This window comes from Parasynechococcus marenigrum WH 8102 (assembly GCF_000195975.1).
Classification (GTDB): domain Bacteria; phylum Cyanobacteriota; class Cyanobacteriia; order PCC-6307; family Cyanobiaceae; genus Parasynechococcus; species Parasynechococcus marisnigri.
In genome coordinates, this window is the sequence record NC_005070.1 from 1 (window position 1) to 18,545 (window position 18,545).

Annotated in this window: 15 protein-coding genes; 11 read left to right on the forward strand and 4 right to left on the reverse strand. The window is 60.2% G+C overall.

Translation table 11 applies throughout. The annotated features are described in order from the left end of the window. Nucleotides 1–173 precede the first annotated feature (173 nt). The 4 genes from dnaN to purF are packed head-to-tail and all read left to right on the forward strand — an operon-like array spanning nt 174 to nt 5,898. Nucleotides 174–1,331: a DNA polymerase III subunit beta gene (dnaN, locus tag TX72_RS00005; protein ID WP_011126882.1), complete on the forward strand. Its 1,158-nt coding sequence runs from the start codon at nt 174–176 to the stop codon at nt 1,329–1,331. Nucleotide 1,332: 1 nt separating this feature from the next. Then, entirely contained in the window at nt 1,333–2,058 is a 726-nt protein-coding gene (locus TX72_RS00010; protein ID WP_011126883.1) for a hypothetical protein, read from the forward strand. A 44-nt stretch (nt 2,059–2,102) separates the two neighbouring features. Then, on the forward strand, nt 2,103–4,409 hold the full coding sequence (gene purL, locus TX72_RS00015; protein ID WP_011126884.1) for a phosphoribosylformylglycinamidine synthase subunit PurL: 2,307 nt from the start codon (nt 2,103–2,105) through the stop codon (nt 4,407–4,409). A gap of 58 nt (nt 4,410–4,467) precedes the next feature. After that, complete coding sequence (gene purF / locus TX72_RS00020; RefSeq protein ID WP_222929520.1) at nt 4,468–5,898, forward strand: amidophosphoribosyltransferase; 1,431 nt, start codon at nt 4,468–4,470, stop codon at nt 5,896–5,898. Here purF and TX72_RS00025 read toward each other — a convergent pair whose 3' ends face one another. From TX72_RS00025 to queG, 3 genes are read right to left on the reverse strand one after another with little or no spacing between them, the layout of a single operon-like run. Beyond that, on the reverse strand, nt 5,899–8,373 hold the full coding sequence (locus tag TX72_RS00025) for a DNA gyrase/topoisomerase IV subunit A (protein WP_011126886.1): 2,475 nt from the start codon (nt 8,371–8,373) through the stop codon (nt 5,899–5,901). It lies immediately after the preceding gene. Nucleotides 8,374–8,418: 45 nt separating this feature from the next. After that, nucleotides 8,419–9,300 (reverse strand): tetratricopeptide repeat protein, encoded by an 882-nt coding sequence (locus tag TX72_RS00030; protein WP_011126887.1) that lies wholly within the window; start codon nt 9,298–9,300, stop codon nt 8,419–8,421. Nucleotides 9,301–9,318: 18 nt separating this feature from the next. Continuing rightward, entirely contained in the window at nt 9,319–10,284 is a 966-nt protein-coding gene (gene queG, locus TX72_RS00035) for a tRNA epoxyqueuosine(34) reductase QueG (RefSeq protein ID WP_011126888.1), read from the reverse strand. Nucleotides 10,285–10,333: 49 nt separating this feature from the next. Here queG and TX72_RS00040 point away from each other — a divergent pair, with 49 nt between their 5' ends. From TX72_RS00040 to TX72_RS00070, 7 genes are all read left to right on the forward strand, one after another. Then, nucleotides 10,334–10,978, forward strand: a complete 645-nt coding sequence (locus tag TX72_RS00040) for an HpsJ family protein (protein ID WP_011126889.1) — start codon at nt 10,334–10,336, stop codon at nt 10,976–10,978. Nucleotides 10,979–11,027: 49 nt separating this feature from the next. Continuing rightward, nucleotides 11,028–11,762 (forward strand): DUF502 domain-containing protein, encoded by a 735-nt coding sequence (locus TX72_RS00045; RefSeq protein ID WP_011126890.1) that lies wholly within the window; start codon nt 11,028–11,030, stop codon nt 11,760–11,762. A 3-nt stretch (nt 11,763–11,765) separates the two neighbouring features. Then, nucleotides 11,766–12,401, forward strand: a complete 636-nt coding sequence (gene nusB, locus TX72_RS00050; RefSeq protein WP_011126891.1) for a transcription antitermination factor NusB — start codon at nt 11,766–11,768, stop codon at nt 12,399–12,401. Continuing rightward, on the forward strand, nt 12,401–13,858 hold the full coding sequence (gene ftsY, locus TX72_RS00055; RefSeq protein WP_011126892.1) for a signal recognition particle-docking protein FtsY: 1,458 nt from the start codon (nt 12,401–12,403) through the stop codon (nt 13,856–13,858). The genes nusB and ftsY overlap by 1 nt, the downstream gene beginning before the upstream one ends. Before the next feature lie 36 nt (nt 13,859–13,894). Further along, entirely contained in the window at nt 13,895–15,316 is a 1,422-nt protein-coding gene (locus TX72_RS00060) for a PP2C family protein-serine/threonine phosphatase (RefSeq protein ID WP_011126893.1), read from the forward strand. Between the two features lie 20 nt (nt 15,317–15,336). Beyond that, nucleotides 15,337–16,752, forward strand: coding sequence for an argininosuccinate lyase (argH, locus tag TX72_RS00065; protein ID WP_011126894.1), 1,416 nt, complete (start codon nt 15,337–15,339; stop codon nt 16,750–16,752). A gap of 126 nt (nt 16,753–16,878) precedes the next feature. After that, nucleotides 16,879–17,523 carry an RNA recognition motif domain-containing protein gene (locus TX72_RS00070; RefSeq protein ID WP_011126895.1) on the forward strand — a complete coding sequence of 215 codons (645 nt, stop codon included), beginning with the start codon at nt 16,879–16,881 and terminating at the stop codon, nt 17,521–17,523. 5 nt (nt 17,524–17,528) lie between these two features. Here TX72_RS00070 and dusA read toward each other — a convergent pair whose 3' ends face one another. Then, nucleotides 17,529–18,521 (reverse strand): tRNA dihydrouridine(20/20a) synthase DusA, encoded by a 993-nt coding sequence (gene dusA, locus TX72_RS00075; RefSeq protein ID WP_011126896.1) that lies wholly within the window; start codon nt 18,519–18,521, stop codon nt 17,529–17,531. Between the last annotated feature and the right edge of the window lie 24 nt (nt 18,522–18,545).

Consider the following 18,545-nt stretch of genomic DNA (forward strand, 5'->3'; position numbering starts at 1 on the left):
ATGGGCAGTGTTCCCCATTTCCCCAGGCCCTACGACGACTGTTTTGGTTTTACTTCTTAGAAAGAACTAGAACAAAACAGCCGAAGAACGGTTGGGCTCAACCAGCCATTGCGCTTCGTTCTCTGCTGTGAAACGGTGGGGCATCGATACCCAGCGAACAGGCCTGCAGCACGATGAAGGTGGTGTGCTCCCAGTCCGAACTCAACGCCGCTCTGCAGCTCGTGAGCCGTGCTGTGGCAACCCGCCCTACGCACCCGGTTCTGGCCAATGTGCTGCTGACGGCCGATGCCGGCACCGATCGCCTCAGCCTCACTGGATTTGATCTCAACCTCGGCATCCAGACCTCCCTCGCTGCCAGTGTCGAGACCAGTGGAGCGATCACGCTCCCGGCTCGGCTGCTCGGTGAAATCGTGTCGCGACTGGCCAGTGATTCCCCGCTCACGCTCACCACGGAGGAATCCGGAGAGCAGGTGCAACTCAACAGCCTGAGCGGCAGCTACCAGATGCGGGGCATGCCGGCCGACGATTACCCGGATCTACCGATGGTGGAAAGCGGCTTGACCCTCAAGCTGCAAGCGTCCGGTTTGGTGCAGGCACTGAAGGGAACCCTCTTTGCCAGCAGCGGTGATGAAGCCAAACAGTTGCTCACAGGCGTTCATCTCAGCTTCACCGATACAAATCTGGAGGCTGCCGCCACCGATGGTCATCGGTTGGCGGTGTTGCAGGTGAACGATGCCCTTCAGGCTGCAGCTGAGGGTACGGAGGGCGAGGGTGCTGCGTTTGCCGTGACCTTGCCGGCGCGATCCTTGCGTGAGGTCGAACGGTTGGTGGCCGGGTGGCGGTCCGAGGATCCGATCAGCCTGTTCTGTGATCGGGGTCAGGTGGTTTTTCTTGCGGCTGATCAGATGGTCACGAGCCGCACGCTGGAGGGGACCTACCCCAATTACCGCCAGCTGATTCCCGATGGGTTCAGCCGCACGTTGACCATGGATCGCCGTGCTCTGGTGGGAGCTCTCGAACGCATTGCGGTGCTTGCCGATCAGCACAACAACGTCGTCAAATTCAGCAGTCAGCCCGAATCAGGCGTGGTGCTGATCAGTGCCGATGCACAGGATGTTGGCAGTGGCTCGGAGTCTCTCGCCGCAGAACTCAGCGGCGATGCGATTCAGATCGCGTTCAATGTCCGCTACATGCTGGATGGTTTGAAAGCCATGGCCGGAGATCGTGTGGTTCTTCACTGCAATGCCCCCACCACTCCAGCGGTGTTGCGTCCTGTGGAGGACGGTGATGGTTTCATCTACCTCGTGATGCCGGTTCAGATCCGCTCCTGAATTGGCGCTCCCCGACCAGCTTCTGCTCAGTGATCTGCTGCAGCACACCGTGCGCTGCGATCTAGGGCTTGACCATGGCCCCGGGGTGATGGCTTGGATTCATCCACCGGTGCATCGTCTGTTGGGATGGGTGAGCCGGCCGTCCGCTTTGCGGTTGACACGTGAGGTGTGGCGTCTGGATCAATGCTGTGGTCTCACTGACCAGCAGATCTACGTGCGAGGTGAGCCGGCGGTTACCGATCCAGCCACCTTGGATCGACTGCCGACCCTGTTGGAGTCGGATCTGCTTGCTCGTGATGGAGAGCGCCTTGCTGCTGTGGTGGACCTGGTGTTTGAGCCATCAACCGGGGCCATCGCCCACTATCTGGTGGCCCGCAGCGATCCTCGTCTTCCAGGAAGTTCCCGCTGGCGGCTGACACCGGAGAGGATCGTGGACCATCAACCCGGCCGGGTGATCACCGCCTTAACGGGATTGGATGATCTGCCGATGACGCGCGCCAGTGTTCGCCAGGATCTGCTGCGGCGTACCCAACGCTGGCGCGAGCAGTTGCGTGACATGGGCGATCGGGCTGGGGATCGACTGGAAGGTTGGCTGGAGGATCCGGCCTGGGACGAAACAGAGCGTTCTGAACCACCACAACCGCGCTCGCAGAACGGCCCTGAAATCTGGGATGACGAGGGATGGCGGGATGGTCGCCGTCAGCGGGATGAGGATCCCTGGGTCTGATCCCGCCGTCGGCAACACTGGGAACAGCTGCTGGTCAGTCCCGCGTGTCCTCCCCTGCCTACGACGTTATTGCGGCTCTGAAACAGGAAGGTCTGAAACCGTCGGATTGGCAGGAGATCTGTCGGCGGCTTGGACGGGAGCCCAACCGTGCCGAGCTGGGAATGTTCGGGGTGATGTGGTCGGAACACTGCTGCTATCGCAACTCCAGGCCGCTGTTGCGGGGGTTTCCAACGGAAGGACCTCGAATTTTGGTGGGTCCTGGCGAAAATGCCGGTGTGGTCGACCTGGGGGAAGGCCATCGCTTGGCCTTCAAGATTGAAAGCCACAACCACCCCTCGGCTGTGGAGCCCTTCCAAGGTGCCGCCACCGGCGTCGGCGGCATCCTGCGGGACATCTTCACCATGGGAGCTCGCCCGATCGCGTTGCTGAATGCATTGCGTTTCGGCCCCCTAGAGGACCCCGTCAACGTTGGGCTGATCGAAGGCGTTGTGGCCGGCATCGCCCATTACGGCAATTGCGTTGGTGTGCCCACCGTTGGTGGTGAAGTGGCTTTCGATCCCTCCTACGGGGGGAATCCTCTGGTGAACGCCATGGCGTTGGGTCTGATGGAGACCGAAGAGATCGTCAAGTCCGGCGCCCAGGGGGTGGGGAATCCTGTGGTTTACGTGGGCAGCACCACCGGTCGGGATGGCATGGGCGGCGCCAGTTTCGCCAGTGCTGAACTCAGTGCCGATTCTCTGGATGACCGCCCCGCCGTTCAGGTGGGCGATCCCTTCCTGGAAAAAGGGTTGATCGAGGCCTGTCTGGAGGCATTCTCCGGTGGTGATGTGGTGGCTGCTCAGGACATGGGGGCTGCCGGACTCACCTGCAGCTGTTCGGAAATGGCGGCCAAAGGTGGTCTGGGGGTTGAGCTCGACCTCGATCGGGTTCCGGCCCGCGAAGAGGGCATGACGGCCTACGAATTTCTGCTCTCGGAGTCCCAGGAGCGGATGTTGTTTGTGGTGAAGGCCGGCCGTGAAGAGGCGCTGATGCAGCGCTTCCGACGCTGGGGTCTGCAGGCCGCTGTGGTGGGTCAGGTGCTGCAGGAACCCTTGGTGCGCGTGCTGCATCACGGCGAGGTGGCCGCCGAGGTGCCGGCCACCGCTTTGGCGGATGACACGCCCATTGAGCAGCACGAGCTGTTGCAGGAGCCTCCTGCGGATCTTCAGGAGCTTTGGCAATGGCAGGAGAGTCAACTCCCTGCTTTGGACGACCCTGCAAGCGTTCTGTTGACCTTGCTTGATGATCCGACCATCGCCAGCAAGCGGTGGGTGCATCGCCAGTACGACCAGCAGGTGCTCGCCAATACGGTGGTTTCTTCTGGAGCAGCGGATGCCGCTGTGGTGCGCTTGCGGCCGCAGCAGGGTCAGGGATCCATGGAATCTGTGCAGCGGGGTGTGGCTGCCACGGTGGATTGCCCCAACCGTTGGGTGGCTTTGGATCCCGAGCGTGGTGCTCAGGCGGCCGTTGCTGAAGCTGCCCGCAACCTGAGTTGCGTCGGTGCAGAACCATTGGCGATCACCGACAACCTTAATTTCCCTTCGCCGGAAACACCCAAGGGGTACTGGCAGCTGGCCATGGCTTGCCGTGGGATCGCGGAGGCCTGCCGTGCTCTGAACACACCGGTCACCGGCGGCAACGTCTCCCTCTACAACGAGACCCGCCGTGATGACGGCACGCTTCAACCCATCCATCCGACCCCGGTGGTGGGCATGGTCGGCTTGGTGGAGAACATCGAGCGGGTGGTTGGTCTGGGTTGGCGACAACCCGGTGATGCGGTGTTGTTGCTGGGTGTGGCACCCGATGAACAGGGAGATGACCGCCTTGGTCTTGCCGGCAGCAGCTATCAGATGCTGGTCAGCGGGGTGTTGGCGGGTCGGCCACCACGGGTGGATTTCGAGTTGGAACGTGGGGTTCAGCAGTTGTTGCGGCAGGCGATTGATGCTGGGTTGTTGGCCTCGGCCCACGACAGCAGCGATGGCGGTCTCGCTGTAGCCCTTGCGGAAAGCAGCATTGCGTCATCTCTTGGCGTTGAACTGAAGCTCAATGGGCGACCTGAGGGCCTGACGCGAACGTTGTTTGCTGAAGGTGGTGCCCGGGTGGCGATTTCAGTGAAAGCTGAATGCCGGCCGCAGTGGGATCAGCTTGCGGCTGAGTCGACGGTTCCCATCACTGAACTCGGTGTGGTGAACGATGGTTCAACATTCCGGATCCACTGCGGTGAGAAGGATGTCCAGTGGTCGTTGGCTGATCTGAAGCGGGCCCATCAGGAGGGTTTGCCGCGCCGGATCGGGGGTGAGGCAGAATCCTGAAGGAAGTCTGAAGTCGAGGCGCTCAGTGCATGTGCTGAAGGCAGAGCGTCCCGATCGGATGGAAGAGGCCTGCGGTGTCTTCGCCGTTCTGGCCGGGGAACAACCGGTGGCGAACCTGGCTTATTTCGGTCTGTATGCCCTGCAGCATCGAGGCCAGGAATCGGCTGGCATCGCGGTGTTCAACGAAGGCAAGGTTCGCCTTCATAAGGACATGGGCCTGGTCAGCCAGGTGTTTGACCAGGACGTGCTGGCCCGCATGCCTGGAGACCTGGCCATCGGCCACAACCGCTACTCCACCACGGGCAGCAGCCGGGTGTGCAATGCCCAGCCTGTGGTGTTGATGACGCGGCTGGGGGCCTTTGCTTTGGCCCACAACGGCAACCTGGTGAATGCCCGCGAATTGCGGGAGTTGGTGGACGACGGACAGGCGGAGTTCACCTCAACAACGGATTCGGAACTGATCGCCTTCGCTGTGCAGCAGGCGGTGGATCGTGGGCTCGACTGGTCAGATGCCATAGAGGCCGCGCTCAAGCTGTGTCGGGGTGCGTTCAGCCTTGCCATCGGAACGCCGGATGGTCTGTTTGCTGTACGCGACGGTCATGGCATCCGTCCTTTGGTGTTCGGCACGCTGGGGGATCCAGCCACTGGTCATTGGGTGGTGAGCAGTGAGACCTGTGGCTTGGAGATCATCGGCGCCCGCTATGTCGATGATGTCCAGCCCGGTGAATTGGTCCGGTTTGAACTCGGATCAGCAGAGCCTCAGCGTCGGCGTTGGAGTGAGGAACCGAACCGCCTGTGCGTGTTCGAGATGATTTATTTCGCCAGGCCGGACAGTCAGTTCTTCGGCGAGTCCCTCTACAGCTACCGCCAGCGCATTGGACGAACCCTTGCTCGCGAGTCGTGCGTGGAGGCTGATCTGGTGATCGGTGTCCCAGATTCCGGCATTCCTGCAGCCATTGGTTTTTCTCAGGAAAGTGGCATCCCCTACGGCGATGGTCTGATCAAGAACCGTTATGTCGGCCGTACTTTCATCCAGCCCACCCAGGCGATGCGGGAAGCGGGCATTCGGGTGAAACTCAACCCTCTGCCGGATGTGCTGGCCGGAAAGCGCTTGATCGTGATTGATGACTCGATCGTGCGTGGCACCACCAGCCGCAAATTGGTGGTGGCGTTACGGGATGCCGGTGCCACTGAAGTGCACATGCGGATCAGTTCGCCTCCGGTGACGCATCCCTGCTTTTACGGGATCGACACCGACACCCAGGATCAACTGATCGCCGCTCAGATGACCCTTGAGCAGATCAAGGATCACCTCAAAGTGGATTCTCTGGCTTACCTCAGCAAGGAAGGAATGCTCGAGGCTGCGAAGGCTGAGTCCGGCCATTTCTGCAGCGCCTGTTTTGACGGGCAATACCCGATCCCCATGGATCAGACGTTGCTGTCCAGCAAATTGATGATGGAGCCTGCGGGGATTGCTGCGACGTCTTGATCAGCTGGTTTTCAGAGCTACCACTGAAAAAACCTGCTCTTTGCTGTTCAGATCAAGTTGATTGCCCCAGGACTGGCCTGGTGCTGTTAATTCAACTGCACTGGCGTCCAGTCTTCCATGGCGTTTCTGATCGGTCACGATTCCGGCCAGGGAATCTCCGGAACAAAGTCCAGCCACGGAGTCTTCATCGGCACTGAGCACAACCGCCATGATTCCCAGATCTCCCCGTTGGCAACGACGCAGTGGAGTGAGGTCGATCCGCGTCATCTGACCTTTGCGGCTGACCAGCAGCAGGGTTGGATCTGTTTCAGCTACGTCGATCGACAGGCTCCCCACGAGTTCTTCTCCGGGAAGAAGACGCATGGTCATCGGTCCCTGCGCCAGACGCCCCATCTTGGGCAGCACGGAATCATTCACGGGCAGCCGCAGCAGACGCCCCATACTGCTGACCAAGACCAGATCGCTGTGCTCGCGACAGATCACGGCTGAACAAAGGCTCAAGCCTTCCTTCAACTTCACCACGCTGGTGGCTCGGCCGGAGAGGTCCAGAACGTCGGCCAGGGGGAGTCGCTTAAAGCGTCCATCGCTGCTGAGCAGCCCAAGGCTGAACTCTGTGCCATCACCCACGGGGAGTTCCAAGATGGCGATCAATGGGTCACCGTCAAGACCGCTGGGTAGAAATTTCTCCAGGGATCCAGGCTGTTGTCCGGCGAATTCCCAGCGGACCAAAGCAACGCGCCCGCTGGCGCTGACCCCCAGGAGTCGAGGTGATGGTTCGATTGGGAGGATGACCTGTGCCGGAGAGGGGTGGTCACCCACGGCACAAGGTTCGGACAGGTGCATGCGACCCAGCACCGGGGGACTCATCACCTTCACCTGCCCATCAGCTTGGATGAGCAATCGTGCATCGGCAGGCAAGGCCTCCAGGGCCTGCTGACGCAGCAGCTCAGTGTTGGGTCGCTGGCTGGCGGCCCGTTCTGCCATCAGAGCATCGCCACCTTCCACCAGTCGCGTCCGGCGCGGCGTGCTGAAGCGCTTTTTCAGTCCCTTCAGCTCCTGGACCATGGCATCGAGCAGTTGATCCCGGTTGTCCAGCAGCAGGCGCAAACGTTCCCGTTCCGCTTGCAGCTCCTCGAGTTCCTGACGCAGGCTTTCCTGTTCCAGACCAGTCAACCGTCGCAGTGGCATGGCCAGAACGGCGTCAGCCTGGCGTTCACTCAAATCGAGGCGCACCATCAGGCTGGCTCGCGCCGAAGCAGCATCGCGAGCTTCTTGAATCATCGTGATCACTGCCTGAAGGTTGTTCAGCGCGGTGATCAGGCCGTCGACCACTTCAAGGCGGTCTTCCGTTTTGCGCAAAGCATGGCTGGTGCGCCGGATCAGGGTTAGTTCCCTGTAATCCAGGAAGGTCTGCAACAACTGGCGTAGGGAGAGCTGGCGGGGCTGACCATCAACAAGGGCCAGAAGGATGGCACCGAAGTTGCTCTGCAGCGCCGTGCGCCGTTGCAGATCAGCCAGCACCTTGGCTGGATCGGCATCGCGTCGCAGCTCCACCACCACCCGCATTCCTTCGCGGTCGCTTTCATCGCGGATGTCGGCGATGCCGCCGATCTTTCCGTCATTCACCGATTCCGCCAGCTTTTCGATCCAGCCGGCTTTGCTCAGCTGGTAGGGGAGTTCCGTCACCACAACGGCATTACGTTTGTGGTGACCCTTGCCGGGTTGCACTTCTTCGATGTGGGCAATCCCACGCATCGGGATGCTGCCCCGTCCCACCAGGTAGGTGTCGCGGAGGCCACTGCTCAGCAGTACCTCCCCACCCGTTGGGAAATCAGGTCCTGGAATGAGTTCCAGCAGTTTGCTGTCGCTGAGTTCCGGTTGACGAATCAAGGCCACTAGGCCATCCACCACTTCGCCGAGGTTGTGGGGAGGGATGCTGGTGGCCATGCCCACGGCAATGCCCGAACAGCCGTTCAGCAGGAGAAAGGGCAGTTGCGCCGGCAGCACGGTGGGTTCCTGCTGGGACCCATCGAAATTCGGTGCGAAATCAACGGTGTCGTCGCCGATTTCCTCCAGCAATGCCTGGTGAGCAATCGGTGCCAGGCGTGTTTCGGTGTAACGCATGGCTGCCGGCGGATCATCGTCGACAGAACCGAAGTTTCCGTGACCATCCAGTAGTGGGTGTCGACTGGCGAAGGTCTGAACAAGCCGGACCAAGGCGTCATAAACCGCTTGATCGCCGTGGGGGTGGTATTTGCCCAAGACGTCGCCGACGACGCGGGCGCACTTGCGGTACGGCCGGTCTGGGGTGAGCCCCAGTTCCTGCATCGCATAGAGAATCCGGCGTTGCACCGGTTTCAAGCCGTCGCGGGCATCGGGCAAGGCCCTGCCCACGATCACACTCATGGCGTATTCGAGGTAGGAACGCTGCATCTCCTGATGCAGGGCAATCGATTCAACGCGCTCCTCAGCCATGTCGTCCGCCGGTCCACTCGCGGAAGGGGCTCAGCCTACAGACGTTCACTGGCGTTTTTTCCAGGTTGCGTTGGCTTGGGCCCGTTCCACACTGCTGGCCATCTCCGGTACCTCCAAAAGCAAAGCTGCAGCCCGCCGGATTTTTGCTCCCCATAGTTGCTCGATTTGATGAGGTGTCAAAACGTAATTGGGTTCCTGATCTAGGGCCTCACGAGCCATCTTCAAGGGAATCTCTGAATTGTCTCCCTGGTGGTGCAGTGCTGCAGCGAGAGCCAGCATCGGTTCAGGATTGTTCTCGAGCTTGAGAACGGCACGCCAGCGACGGATTGCTTCATCGGCGTTACCCATCTCATAAAGGACAAGGGCCTGGTTGTTGAGAGCTTCCCAGAAGTCAGGCTTCAGGTTTGTTGCTTGTTCAAAGGAATTAAGGGCGCCCGGTAAGTCCTTGAGCATGATCCGTGCATTGCCGAGATCGAAGTAAGCCGAGGGGTTGTCAGGATTCAGCTCAAGTCCGCGTTGAATCAAAGGAATGGCTTCCTCTGGTCGCTTATCCCTCAAAACGAGTGCTGCTTGAGCAAACCAAAGACTGGCTTTTTCTGGATTGAGCTCCTTGGCCCGAGCCAGGGAATAGCTGGCTTGCTCAAGGTCATCACTGCGCAGTTGTGCTTCTGCCAGTACGGACCACAGACGTTCATCCCGTGGATCCAGACGAACGGCCAGGGCGCCTAGTTGGGCAGCTTCCTTGGGTTGACCCATCTGAAGCAACTGGGCAGCTGTGCGACCGATCCCAATCGCAGATCCCTTCAGCTCCTCTGAACTTGGGACATACACATAAGGGGTGACGGCATCTGCAGCCGGCGCGACAGAGAGTGCTGAGACGCTCAACAACGCAACAAGGAAGCGTTGTTGAATCCTCTTGATCAGCACTTGTGACACCCAATTTCGTCAAAGGCTAGAGGGAGGATTCGGTTGTGCTGCCGCAGCGTTGCGTCGCCACATCCAGGGTTTGATGCGACGGAGAGCTGATCCCTGCAAGTGGGTGTCCCAGGTTGTGGCGTCCCAGGTCTCCAGCGTGTCTTTATTGAGATTGAGAAGCCAGGGGCGCGGTTGCAGTTCGGGGTCGTCAGAGCTCGGTAGTCGCTGATGGTTCCAGGGGCAGACCTCCTGGCAGATGTCGCAGCCGGCGACCCACGGGCCAAGGGCATCAGCGATCTGATCTGGAAGTTCAGCGTCTCGATTTTCGATGGTGTGAAAAGCGATGCATCGGCGGGAATCGACGACGAACGGTTCAGTGATGGCGTCTGTCGGACAGGCATCCATGCAAGCTTTGCAGCGACCGCAAAGGCTTCGAGCCGGTTCATCGGGTTCGAGATCCAAGGTGGTGAGCAGATGGCCGATCACCATCCACGACCCCCGTTGGCTGTTGATGAGGTTGCTGTGTTTACCGATCCAGCCCAGACCGGCTTCCTCCGCCCAGGCCTTGTCCAGCAGCGGTGCGGAATCCACACAAGCTTTCCATTCGCAATCTGGATGCTGGTCTGACAACCAACGCCCCACGCGGCGGAGCCGCTGGTCCACGACCCGGTGGTAATCACGTCCCCATCCGTAACGAGCCACACGAAGTGAGCCTGGTGCCGCTTGCACGTCCACGTGGTAATTCAGACCGACCGCCAGAAGGCTGCGGGCACCCTTCAACAACGTTGTCGGGTCCTTCCTGCGCGGTGCGGCCATCCAGCCCATGTCCGCCTGATGGCCCGCCTCCAGCCAACGCTCTAGTGCGGCTGTTCTGAGCTGGAGTCTCCTGCTTCCCGGAAGCCGTGCGATTCCGACCGGTGAGAATCCTTCGGTCTCTGCCCGTTGCTTCAGCATATGGCTCAACTGCTGATCTGATGGGATTGGTAGTTCCGACATCGTTCCTAGGATCGTCGGACATACGCATTGTCAGGTGGCAGCAACGGACATGGGAGCAGGGGATAGCCGTTTGGCACCTCTGCTGCGTTGGCTTGGCCTCACGATGGTGGTGATCCTGTTGCTGCAGATGGCAGCTGTTCTGGTCGGGGTTGATTGGTCGGATGACACCACACGACCCCAAGTCACCGGCCCGCTGGTGGCCCTGGCTCCCTTGGGTTTTCTCGGGCTGTTGGTGGCCTTGATGGGGGATCGGTTGGACAATCCACGTCGTCGCCAAACGCCCCTGCGGTGGTTGATCTGCGGCCTTTCAGCCCTGCTGGCTGTGGGGATGTTGCTTGCGATTCCGTTCTCACTTGATGGAGCCTCCGGTGATCCAGCACAGGCTGAGAACCTTGAACAGGGCCGCCTGGCCCTTGTGGAAGCCAGGCAATTCAGAGCCGACGACGAACGGGTCAAGGCAGTTGGTGAACAGTTGGCTCAAGCCGGTCAGTTGGCAGCGGATGCCAGTGACGAGGACAAGATCAAGGCGGCTGAAACCTTGATTGATGAGCAGATCGCTCAGATGGATCAGCAGCTGAAAAAGGTTGAAGGTCAACAGAACCGCCAGAGCCAGCAACTGTTGATCGGTGGAACCGCCAGCGCCGCTGTTTTGGCAGTGGCTTTTGTACTGCTGGCACTCACGGCTGTGCTCTGATCGCTGGTTAGGTTGGTCTGACTCAACCGATCCCGGGTGCAGAGGCTCCTTGGTCCAGACCAATCCCAGGCCTGATCTGCCGTTGTCCTCGAGGCTTCGACAGGATCTCAAAAATGATCTGATCGCCGGATTGCTGGTGGTCATCCCACTTGCGACCACCATCTGGCTGTCCACGGTGGTCAGTCGCTTCGTGCTGGCGTTTCTCACCTCCGTTCCCAAGCAACTCAATCCGTTCATCAACCTGAACCCATTGCTTCAGGACCTGATCAACCTGGCGCTGGGTCTAACTGTTCCCTTAATGGGGATCCTGTTGATCGGACTGATGGCCAGAAATATCGTGGGTCGCTGGTTGCTGGAGTTCGGTGAGGGCACCCTCAGCCGTATCCCGCTCGCAGGTTCGGTTTACAAAACGCTGAAGCAGCTACTCGAAACATTTCTGAGAGACAACTCGACCCGTTTCCGCCGCGTCGTTCTCGTTGAATATCCCCGGGAGGGATTGTTCAGTGTCGGCTTTGTAACAGGAGAAGTGGGGCCGTCTTTGCGATCTGATCTCGATCAACCGCTGTTGAGTGTGTTCATCCCGACGGCGCCCAATCCCACAACGGGCTGGTACACCTTGGTTCCGGAACAAGGGGTGCGTGAGCTCAACATCAGTGTTGAGGAGGCATTCCGCACCATCATTTCCGCTGGCATCGTCAATCCTGATGATCAGGAAGCTCCGGCGAACCGCAGTTTTTCCAGTTTGATTGCCCAGTTGCGGGCATCTGCTTCTCCCTCCAGTTGATTCATGGCCACCCGATCCCTTGCCCGTGAGCTGGCCTTGCTCGTGCTTGGTCAGGTTTCCGATCAGAAACCGATTCCGGCCGCCAATCTGGCCATGGATTCTGTGCTAGAGCAGGCGTTGGACAGCCTGATGCAGCACTGGCGCGAATCGCTGGATGCCAGTGCTGCTGAGTTGGAGCAGGCTCAGCAAAGCCTTCTCGACAGCGAACTTCAGTCCGGTGAATCCGCTGCGTTGCCCACCGGTCAGGATCATCTGCGCAGCTGTCTGACCATGGCTGAGCAAGTGCTGAATGGACTCTCTGCCAGCCTTGAATTGCCTCGGTTGCTGATGCTGGGGGATCAGGAACAGATTCGTCATGGGGCGATGGATCGCGTGTCATGCGTTCTCAATAAGCGCGATCGCATCGATGCAGAGCTTGATTCCGTGATGGAGGGATGGCGGCTGAGTCGGCTGCCCCGTCTCGATCGCGACATCCTGCGGTTGGCGGTTGTTGATCTACGTGATCTGGGTACACCCGCACCCGTGGCCTTCAGTGAAGCGGTCGAACTGGCGAACCGTTACAGCGATGAGCAGGGCCGCCGGATGATCAATGGCGTGTTGAGGCGTTTCCACGACGCCGCATCCAAGGCGGTGGGCTGATGGTTTTCGACTGGTTCAAACGCGGTGGCGGCGAACAGCCGCAGCCAACACCAACGCCTTCTCCTGAGCCGACGCCGGAACCGACAGCTGAATCGGTGGCGACTTCACCTGAAGATGAAGCGATGGCCTGGGCCCGCGAGGCCTTTGCCCGTCTCAAAGCGCAACAGGCTCAGGCCTCAGAGGACCAGCCATCTCCGACATCAACACCTCTTCCGATCCCCTCACCGCAGCCAGAACCACCGCAGCCAGAACCACCGCTGCCAACGCCTGCACCAGAGCCGCTTCCAACTCCCGCACCCAGTCAGGGACTGTCTCTGCTTGAACAGGCTGCGGCTCAGCGGCAGCAACGGCAGCAGGATCAGGACGCCAGAGCTCTTGAACCGGAGCCGACTCCGACTCCGACCCCAGCTCAGACAGCTGCGGTCTCGGATGAACCCACCCTTGGTGATTTCGATGATGACTTCACCTGGTCAGCGGAGGTGCTGGCCGCCCAGGGACGTCGTGTTGATGACATCTCCCTGGAGGAGATCGACTGGTTGGGTCGACTTCGCCGTGGCCTGGAGAAAACCCGGCAGGGGTTTGTCAGTGGTCTGCTCGAGAACCTGGGTGACGATCCCCTTACCCCCGAGGTCCTCGATGATCTCGAAACGCTTCTGCTCCGCGCTGATGCCGGGGTTCAGGCGACGGATCAGGTTCTTGATGCTCTGCGTCAACGCATGAACGTGGAGGTGGTGGATCCTGCCGAAGGCATCCGTTTCCTCAAGGAGCAGCTTCGCGGTTTGTTGGATGCACCGATTGCTGCCAGTGGTGCTCAGTTGATTGCTCCTGAACGGGATCGGCTCAACATCTGGTTGATGGTCGGTGTGAATGGCGTCGGCAAGACCACGACCCTTGGCAAGTTGGCCAACCTTGCGGTGCGCAGTGGTTATTCAGCTTTGATCGCAGCAGCTGACACCTTTCGTGCCGCTGCCGTTCAGCAGGTTCAGGTCTGGGGAAAGCGCAGTGATGTGCCAGTGGTTTCCAATCCCAGCAGCAACGCTGATCCAGCGGCTGTGGTGTTCGATGCCATTGGTGCTGCCCGTTCACGGGGAACTGACTTACTGCTTGTGGATACCGCAGGTCGCTTGCAGACCAAACACAACCTGATGGAGGAATTGCAGAAGGTTCGCAAGATCATTGATCGATTGGCGCCGGAGGCCAAGGTCGAATCGCTGTTGATCCTCGATGCCAGCCAGGGGCAGAACGGCCTTCGTCAGGCGATGGCGTTTGCCAAAGCCGCTGGTCTCACGGGTGTGGTGATCACCAAACTTGATGGCACGGCTCGAGGGGGTGTTGCGCTGGCGGTGTCCTCGGAAGCTGGACTGCCGATTCGCTTCATCGGGGCTGGTGAAGGCATTCGGGATCTTCGACCCTTCAACAGCTACGAATTCGTTGAAGCGTTGCTGGCCGGACGCTGAAGCGTTGCTACGTTTCGGCTCCTGAGGGGCTGAGCCGTGAGCAGCAAGCCGCCTCGTCGGCATTCCACTCCATCCTTTAGAGGTGTTGCACCACCTCCGCAGGCGATGGCGTCGCTGCGGCAGTTGTTCGACAGTCTCAGCCGTGAGCAACGCCGCAATCAGGATCTGTTGGTGTCCTTGGCGTTTGCCCAGCGCAGCTTCACCAACCTGAATCGGTTCCTGGAGTTGGTTCCGGTGGTTGCATCCCGTCTTGTGGGGGTGCAAGGAGCAATTCTGGTGCCGTTCCAGTCCGACGGGCGACTTTGGCGGGAGCAACTGCAGGCAGTTCCCGCGGAAAGCAATCAGGATCTTTTGCAACGTCTGGCGGCTTTCGAGCCAGGTCATGGTGCAGGGTTTGGCACCGATGACGACCAGCTGCTGCTGATGGATCGTCTGGTGCAGCGGCTGTGTCCTGGGGCGGGACTGTTCGCTACCTCGGTGGTCGCACGGGGACGCTCCCGTGGTCGCTTGTACGTGTTCGAACCGTCAGGAGATCTCGTCTGGACCGATGTCCATCGTCGCCACGTTCAGTTGGTGGCAGATCTTGCCGGGGTCGCAATTGAAAACGACCAGATGCTGCAGGAGGCACGCCGCCATGAGCGGGTGGATCGTCAGCTCAGCATCGGTGCGGAGATCCAGGCTCAATTGTTGCCGGATCACTGCCCAGTGATTGAGGGCGTCGAACTAGCGGCACGCTGCCGACCGGCTTTTCAGGTGGGAGGTGATTACTACGACTTCATTCCGACACGGCCGGAGTTGACCGGGCGCCGTCGGGAACGCGGCCGTTGGGCCTTGGTGATGGGTGATGTGATGGGAAAGGGAGTACCAGCTGGTCTGTTGATGACCATGCTGCGGGGCATGCTCCGGGCTGAGGTCCTCAGCGGTTTGCCGCCCGATCGGATCCTGCACGACCTGAATCAATTGGCTCAGGAGGACCTGGCTCAGTCCCACCGGTTCGTGACTCTGTTTTATTCGGATTTCGATCCCCGCAGCCGACGGCTGCGGTATGCCAATGCAGCCCACAATCCACCTCTGCTGTGGCGGGCCGAACGCCGGAGTATCAGCCGCCTGGATGCTGCTGGCTTGTTAATCGGATTGCAGCCGGAAGCGGATTACGGACTCGGGGAGGTCCGGCTCGATCCCGGAGATGTTCTCCTCTATTACACCGATGGTGTGACAGAGGCTCCTGGCATCACGGGTGATCGATTTGATGAGGCCCGTTTGATTCGCACTCTGGAGGGTGCCTGCCGCAGTGGTCAGGGGGCTCAAGGGATTTTGGATCATCTCTTCGATCGACTTGATCGGTTCGTCGGAGCGGATCACCACCTTGAGGATGACGCGTCGATGGTCGTTTTGAAGGTTCCTGAGGCCGTCAGCCTGCCGAGTGTGTCGCCATCCATCAGCCGCCTGACAAGCTGAAGGGATTGGCAGAGCAATCCATGGCGGGTGGTGTGACCGGTGGCGCTGCAGGCGCATGGAGTGATCGTTTCGAACAGGGACTGCATCCCTTCGTCGAAGCGTTCAATGCGTCCATCGGTTTTGATCTGACGCTGCTTCAGGAGGACCTGGACGGCTCCATTGCCCATGCCCGGATGCTGGCGAGTTGCGGGGTGATTGCAGAGGAAGAGGCCGTTCAGCTGGTGGACGGTCTGGAGTTGATCCGAACGGAGGCAGCCGACGGTCGCTTCAATCCAGGCCTGGAGGATGAGGACGTTCATTTCGCCGTGGAGCGGCGGTTGATCGCTTTGGTGGGTTCCGTGGGCAAAAAGCTCCACACGGGGCGCAGCCGCAATGATCAAGTGGGGACGGATCTTCGGCTGTGGCTCCGGCGCAGGCTCGATGAGATCGATGGCGATCTGCAACGGCTTCAAAGGGCTTTGCTGGATCAGGCGGATCGGCACCAGTCCACGATGATTCCCGGTTACACCCATCTCCAGCGTGCTCAGCCGCTGTGTCTGGCGCATCATCTGCTCGCTTACATCGAGATGCTCCAACGGGATCGTCAGCGTCTTGGCGACGTCCGTGGGCGCGTCAATATTTGTCCGCTAGGGGCTGCAGCTCTGGCGGGTACACCGGTACCGATTGATCGCCGCCGGACGGCTGAGGATCTTGGCTTCACAGCGATTTACGCCAACAGCCTCGATGCCGTCAGTGACCGTGATTTTTGTGTTGAATTTTCAGCGGCTGCATCCCTGGTGATGGCTCATCTGAGCCGTCTGGCAGAGGAGGTGATCGCCTGGGCGTCGGAGGAATTTGGTTTTGTGCGGCTGAGCGATCGCTGTGCCACGGGCAGCAGCTTGATGCCGCAGAAGAAGAACCCCGATGTGCCGGAGTTGGTCAGGGGTAAATGCGGCCGTGTCTTTGGCCATCTGCAGGGACTGCTGACGATGATCAAAGGCCTTCCTTTGGCTTACAACAAGGATTTCCAGGAAGACAAGGAAGCGCTGTTTGATGCCTATCGGACCACACGTGACTGTGTGGAAGCGATGGCGATCTTGTTTGAGGAGGGGTTGGAGTTCCGCATCGACCGTCTCAATCAGGCGGTGGAAAGCGATTTTTCCAATGCCACTGATGTTGCCGATTATCTCGTGGCTCGTGGTGTTCCCTTTCGCGAGGCATATCAATTGGTCGGGGCTGTTGTTCGCCGTTGCCTTGAGCAGGATTGTCTACTGCGGGAACTCAGCCTCGAGCAATGGAAGGAGATCCACCCTGCCTTTGAGGCCGATCTGCACGAGGCACTCGCTCCACGGGCGGTGGTGTCGGCCCGTCGCAGTGAAGGAGGAACGGGATTTGATCGGGTTCATGAGCAGGTCATGCTTTGGCAAGAACGCCTCAAAGAATCTGCAGTTGGTTGATGACTGCTTTGCGTAACCGGGTCTACGCTGAATAGGTCATTGGATGTCATGTCTTGACCAAGTCATGCTCCTTTGACATAGGCACAAGCCTCTTCGGTTGTTTTTCGTACCCGGTCCACTCAGAACGTGAGCATTTTTGTCGGCAACCTTCCCTTCCGCGCTGAGCAGGAGGATGTCATTGAACTGTTTGCCCAGTTCGGCGAAGTCGCGAACTGTGCCCTTCCCCTCGAGCGGGACACCGGTCGTAAGCGCGGTTTCGCATTTGTCGAGATGGCGGATGAAGCTGTCGAAGACGCAGCGATTGAAGGGCTTCAGGGTGCCGAGCTGATGGGTCGCCCACTTCGGATTAATAAAGCTGAGCCACGGGGCAGTGCTCCTCGCGGTGGCGGCGGTGGTTACCGAGGCGGCGGTGGCGGCTACGGCGGCGGTGGCGGCTACGGCGGTGGTGGTGGTCGCGATGGCGGCGGTGGTTATGGCGGCGGCGGCGGTGGTTACCGAGGCGGCGGTGGCGGCTACGGCGGTGGTGGTGGTGGTGGTCGCGATGGCGGCGGTGGTTATGGCGGCGGCGGCGGTGGTTACCGAGGTGGCGGTGATGCTGGTGACCGTCCTTCCGGTGCCCGTGGCTGGGAAGACCGCAGTTATGGCGCCCGTGACAGCGGTGGTGAAGGTGGCGGCGGTCACGACGATGGCCGCAGCCGTCGTCGTCGCGGCTCATCCGGTGGCGGTGGTGGCGGTGACGACTATTCCGGTTACGGAGGTGCTGAGGGCTGATGCCCTCAGAGGCCGGCCTCGCGCAACTGCCTGCCGGCCTCTTCCAGCACTGTGAGATCGGCTCCGGGCCGTTGAGCGCGATCGCCAAGTTCACGCCGCCAGTGTCTGGCTCCTCGGACGCCTTCCACCAGTTGCACAAGATGGCGGCAAAGGTCCCAGAGTCGACCGCCACTGCTGAGGTGGGCAGCAGCATGGGGAAGCAGACCGGTCACCACATCGGAGGCCAGAAGATCTCGCGGTGGTTTGCCGAAGACGAGGTGGTCCATCGCTGCCCATCGCAGGGGATGGGAGTAGGCCGCCCGGCCCACCATGGCTCCATCGCATGTTCTTAGAGCCTCTATGCAGTCTTCGGGTGACTCCAACCCTCCGTTCAGTTCGATGGTGAGGTGGGGCCGGCGTTGCTTCAGTGCCTGTACGCGGTCGTGCTGCAGCGGTGGGATCGTTCGGTTCTGCTTCGGGTCCAGACCGTCCAGCCAGGCTTTGCGGGCATGTACGGAAAAACGGCTTGCTCCGGCGCTTGCCACCCGATCCACGAAGGCTGTTAACAGGTCATCGCTGTCGAGATCATCAATGCCGATGCGGTGTTTGACCGTCACCGGGAGTGACGTGGCGTTGGACATCGCCTCGACGCAGCGAGCCACGAGGTCTGGCTCCGCCATCAGGCAGGCACCAAAGTTGCCGGCCTGTACTTTCTGGCTCGGGCAGCCAATGTTGAGGTTGATCTCGTCGTAGTTCCAGTCGCTGGCCAGCCGTGCGGCATCAGCCAAAAGGGCCGGATCGTCTCCTCCCACCTGCAGGGCGATCGGATGCTCGACAGCATCAAAATCCAGCAGCTTGTCGCGGCGGTTGCTGTGGTGCAGAGCCTGAGCCACCACCATTTCGGAGTACAGCAAGGCATGGCGGCTGATCTGCCGCATCAACACGCGGAAGTGTCGGTCCGTGCAATCCAGCATCGGCGCCACGCTGAAGCGGTAGGCAGCGGTTTCGGTGGCGGTCATGGATCCATTAGAACCCTCAGCATT

Bases quoted from the DNA above. Each gene is read 5' to 3' on its own strand.
- dnaN (WP_011126882.1), top strand. From the start codon at position 174: ATGAAGGTGGTGTGCTCCCAGTCCGAACTCAACGCCGCTCTGCAGCTC.
- purF (WP_222929520.1), top strand. From the start codon at position 4,468: ATGGAAGAGGCCTGCGGTGTCTTCGCCGTTCTGGCCGGGGAACAACCG.
- TX72_RS00025 (WP_011126886.1), bottom strand. From the start codon at position 8,373: ATGGCTGAGGAGCGCGTTGAATCGATTGCCCTGCATCAGGAGATGCAG.
- queG (WP_011126888.1), bottom strand. From the start codon at position 10,284: ATGTCGGAACTACCAATCCCATCAGATCAGCAGTTGAGCCATATGCTG.
- TX72_RS00040 (WP_011126889.1), top strand. From the start codon at position 10,334: ATGGGAGCAGGGGATAGCCGTTTGGCACCTCTGCTGCGTTGGCTTGGC.
- nusB (WP_011126891.1), top strand. From the start codon at position 11,766: ATGGCCACCCGATCCCTTGCCCGTGAGCTGGCCTTGCTCGTGCTTGGT.
- ftsY (WP_011126892.1), top strand. From the start codon at position 12,401: ATGGTTTTCGACTGGTTCAAACGCGGTGGCGGCGAACAGCCGCAGCCA.
- argH (WP_011126894.1), top strand. From the start codon at position 15,337: ATGGCGGGTGGTGTGACCGGTGGCGCTGCAGGCGCATGGAGTGATCGT.
- dusA (WP_011126896.1), bottom strand. From the start codon at position 18,521: ATGACCGCCACCGAAACCGCTGCCTACCGCTTCAGCGTGGCGCCGATG.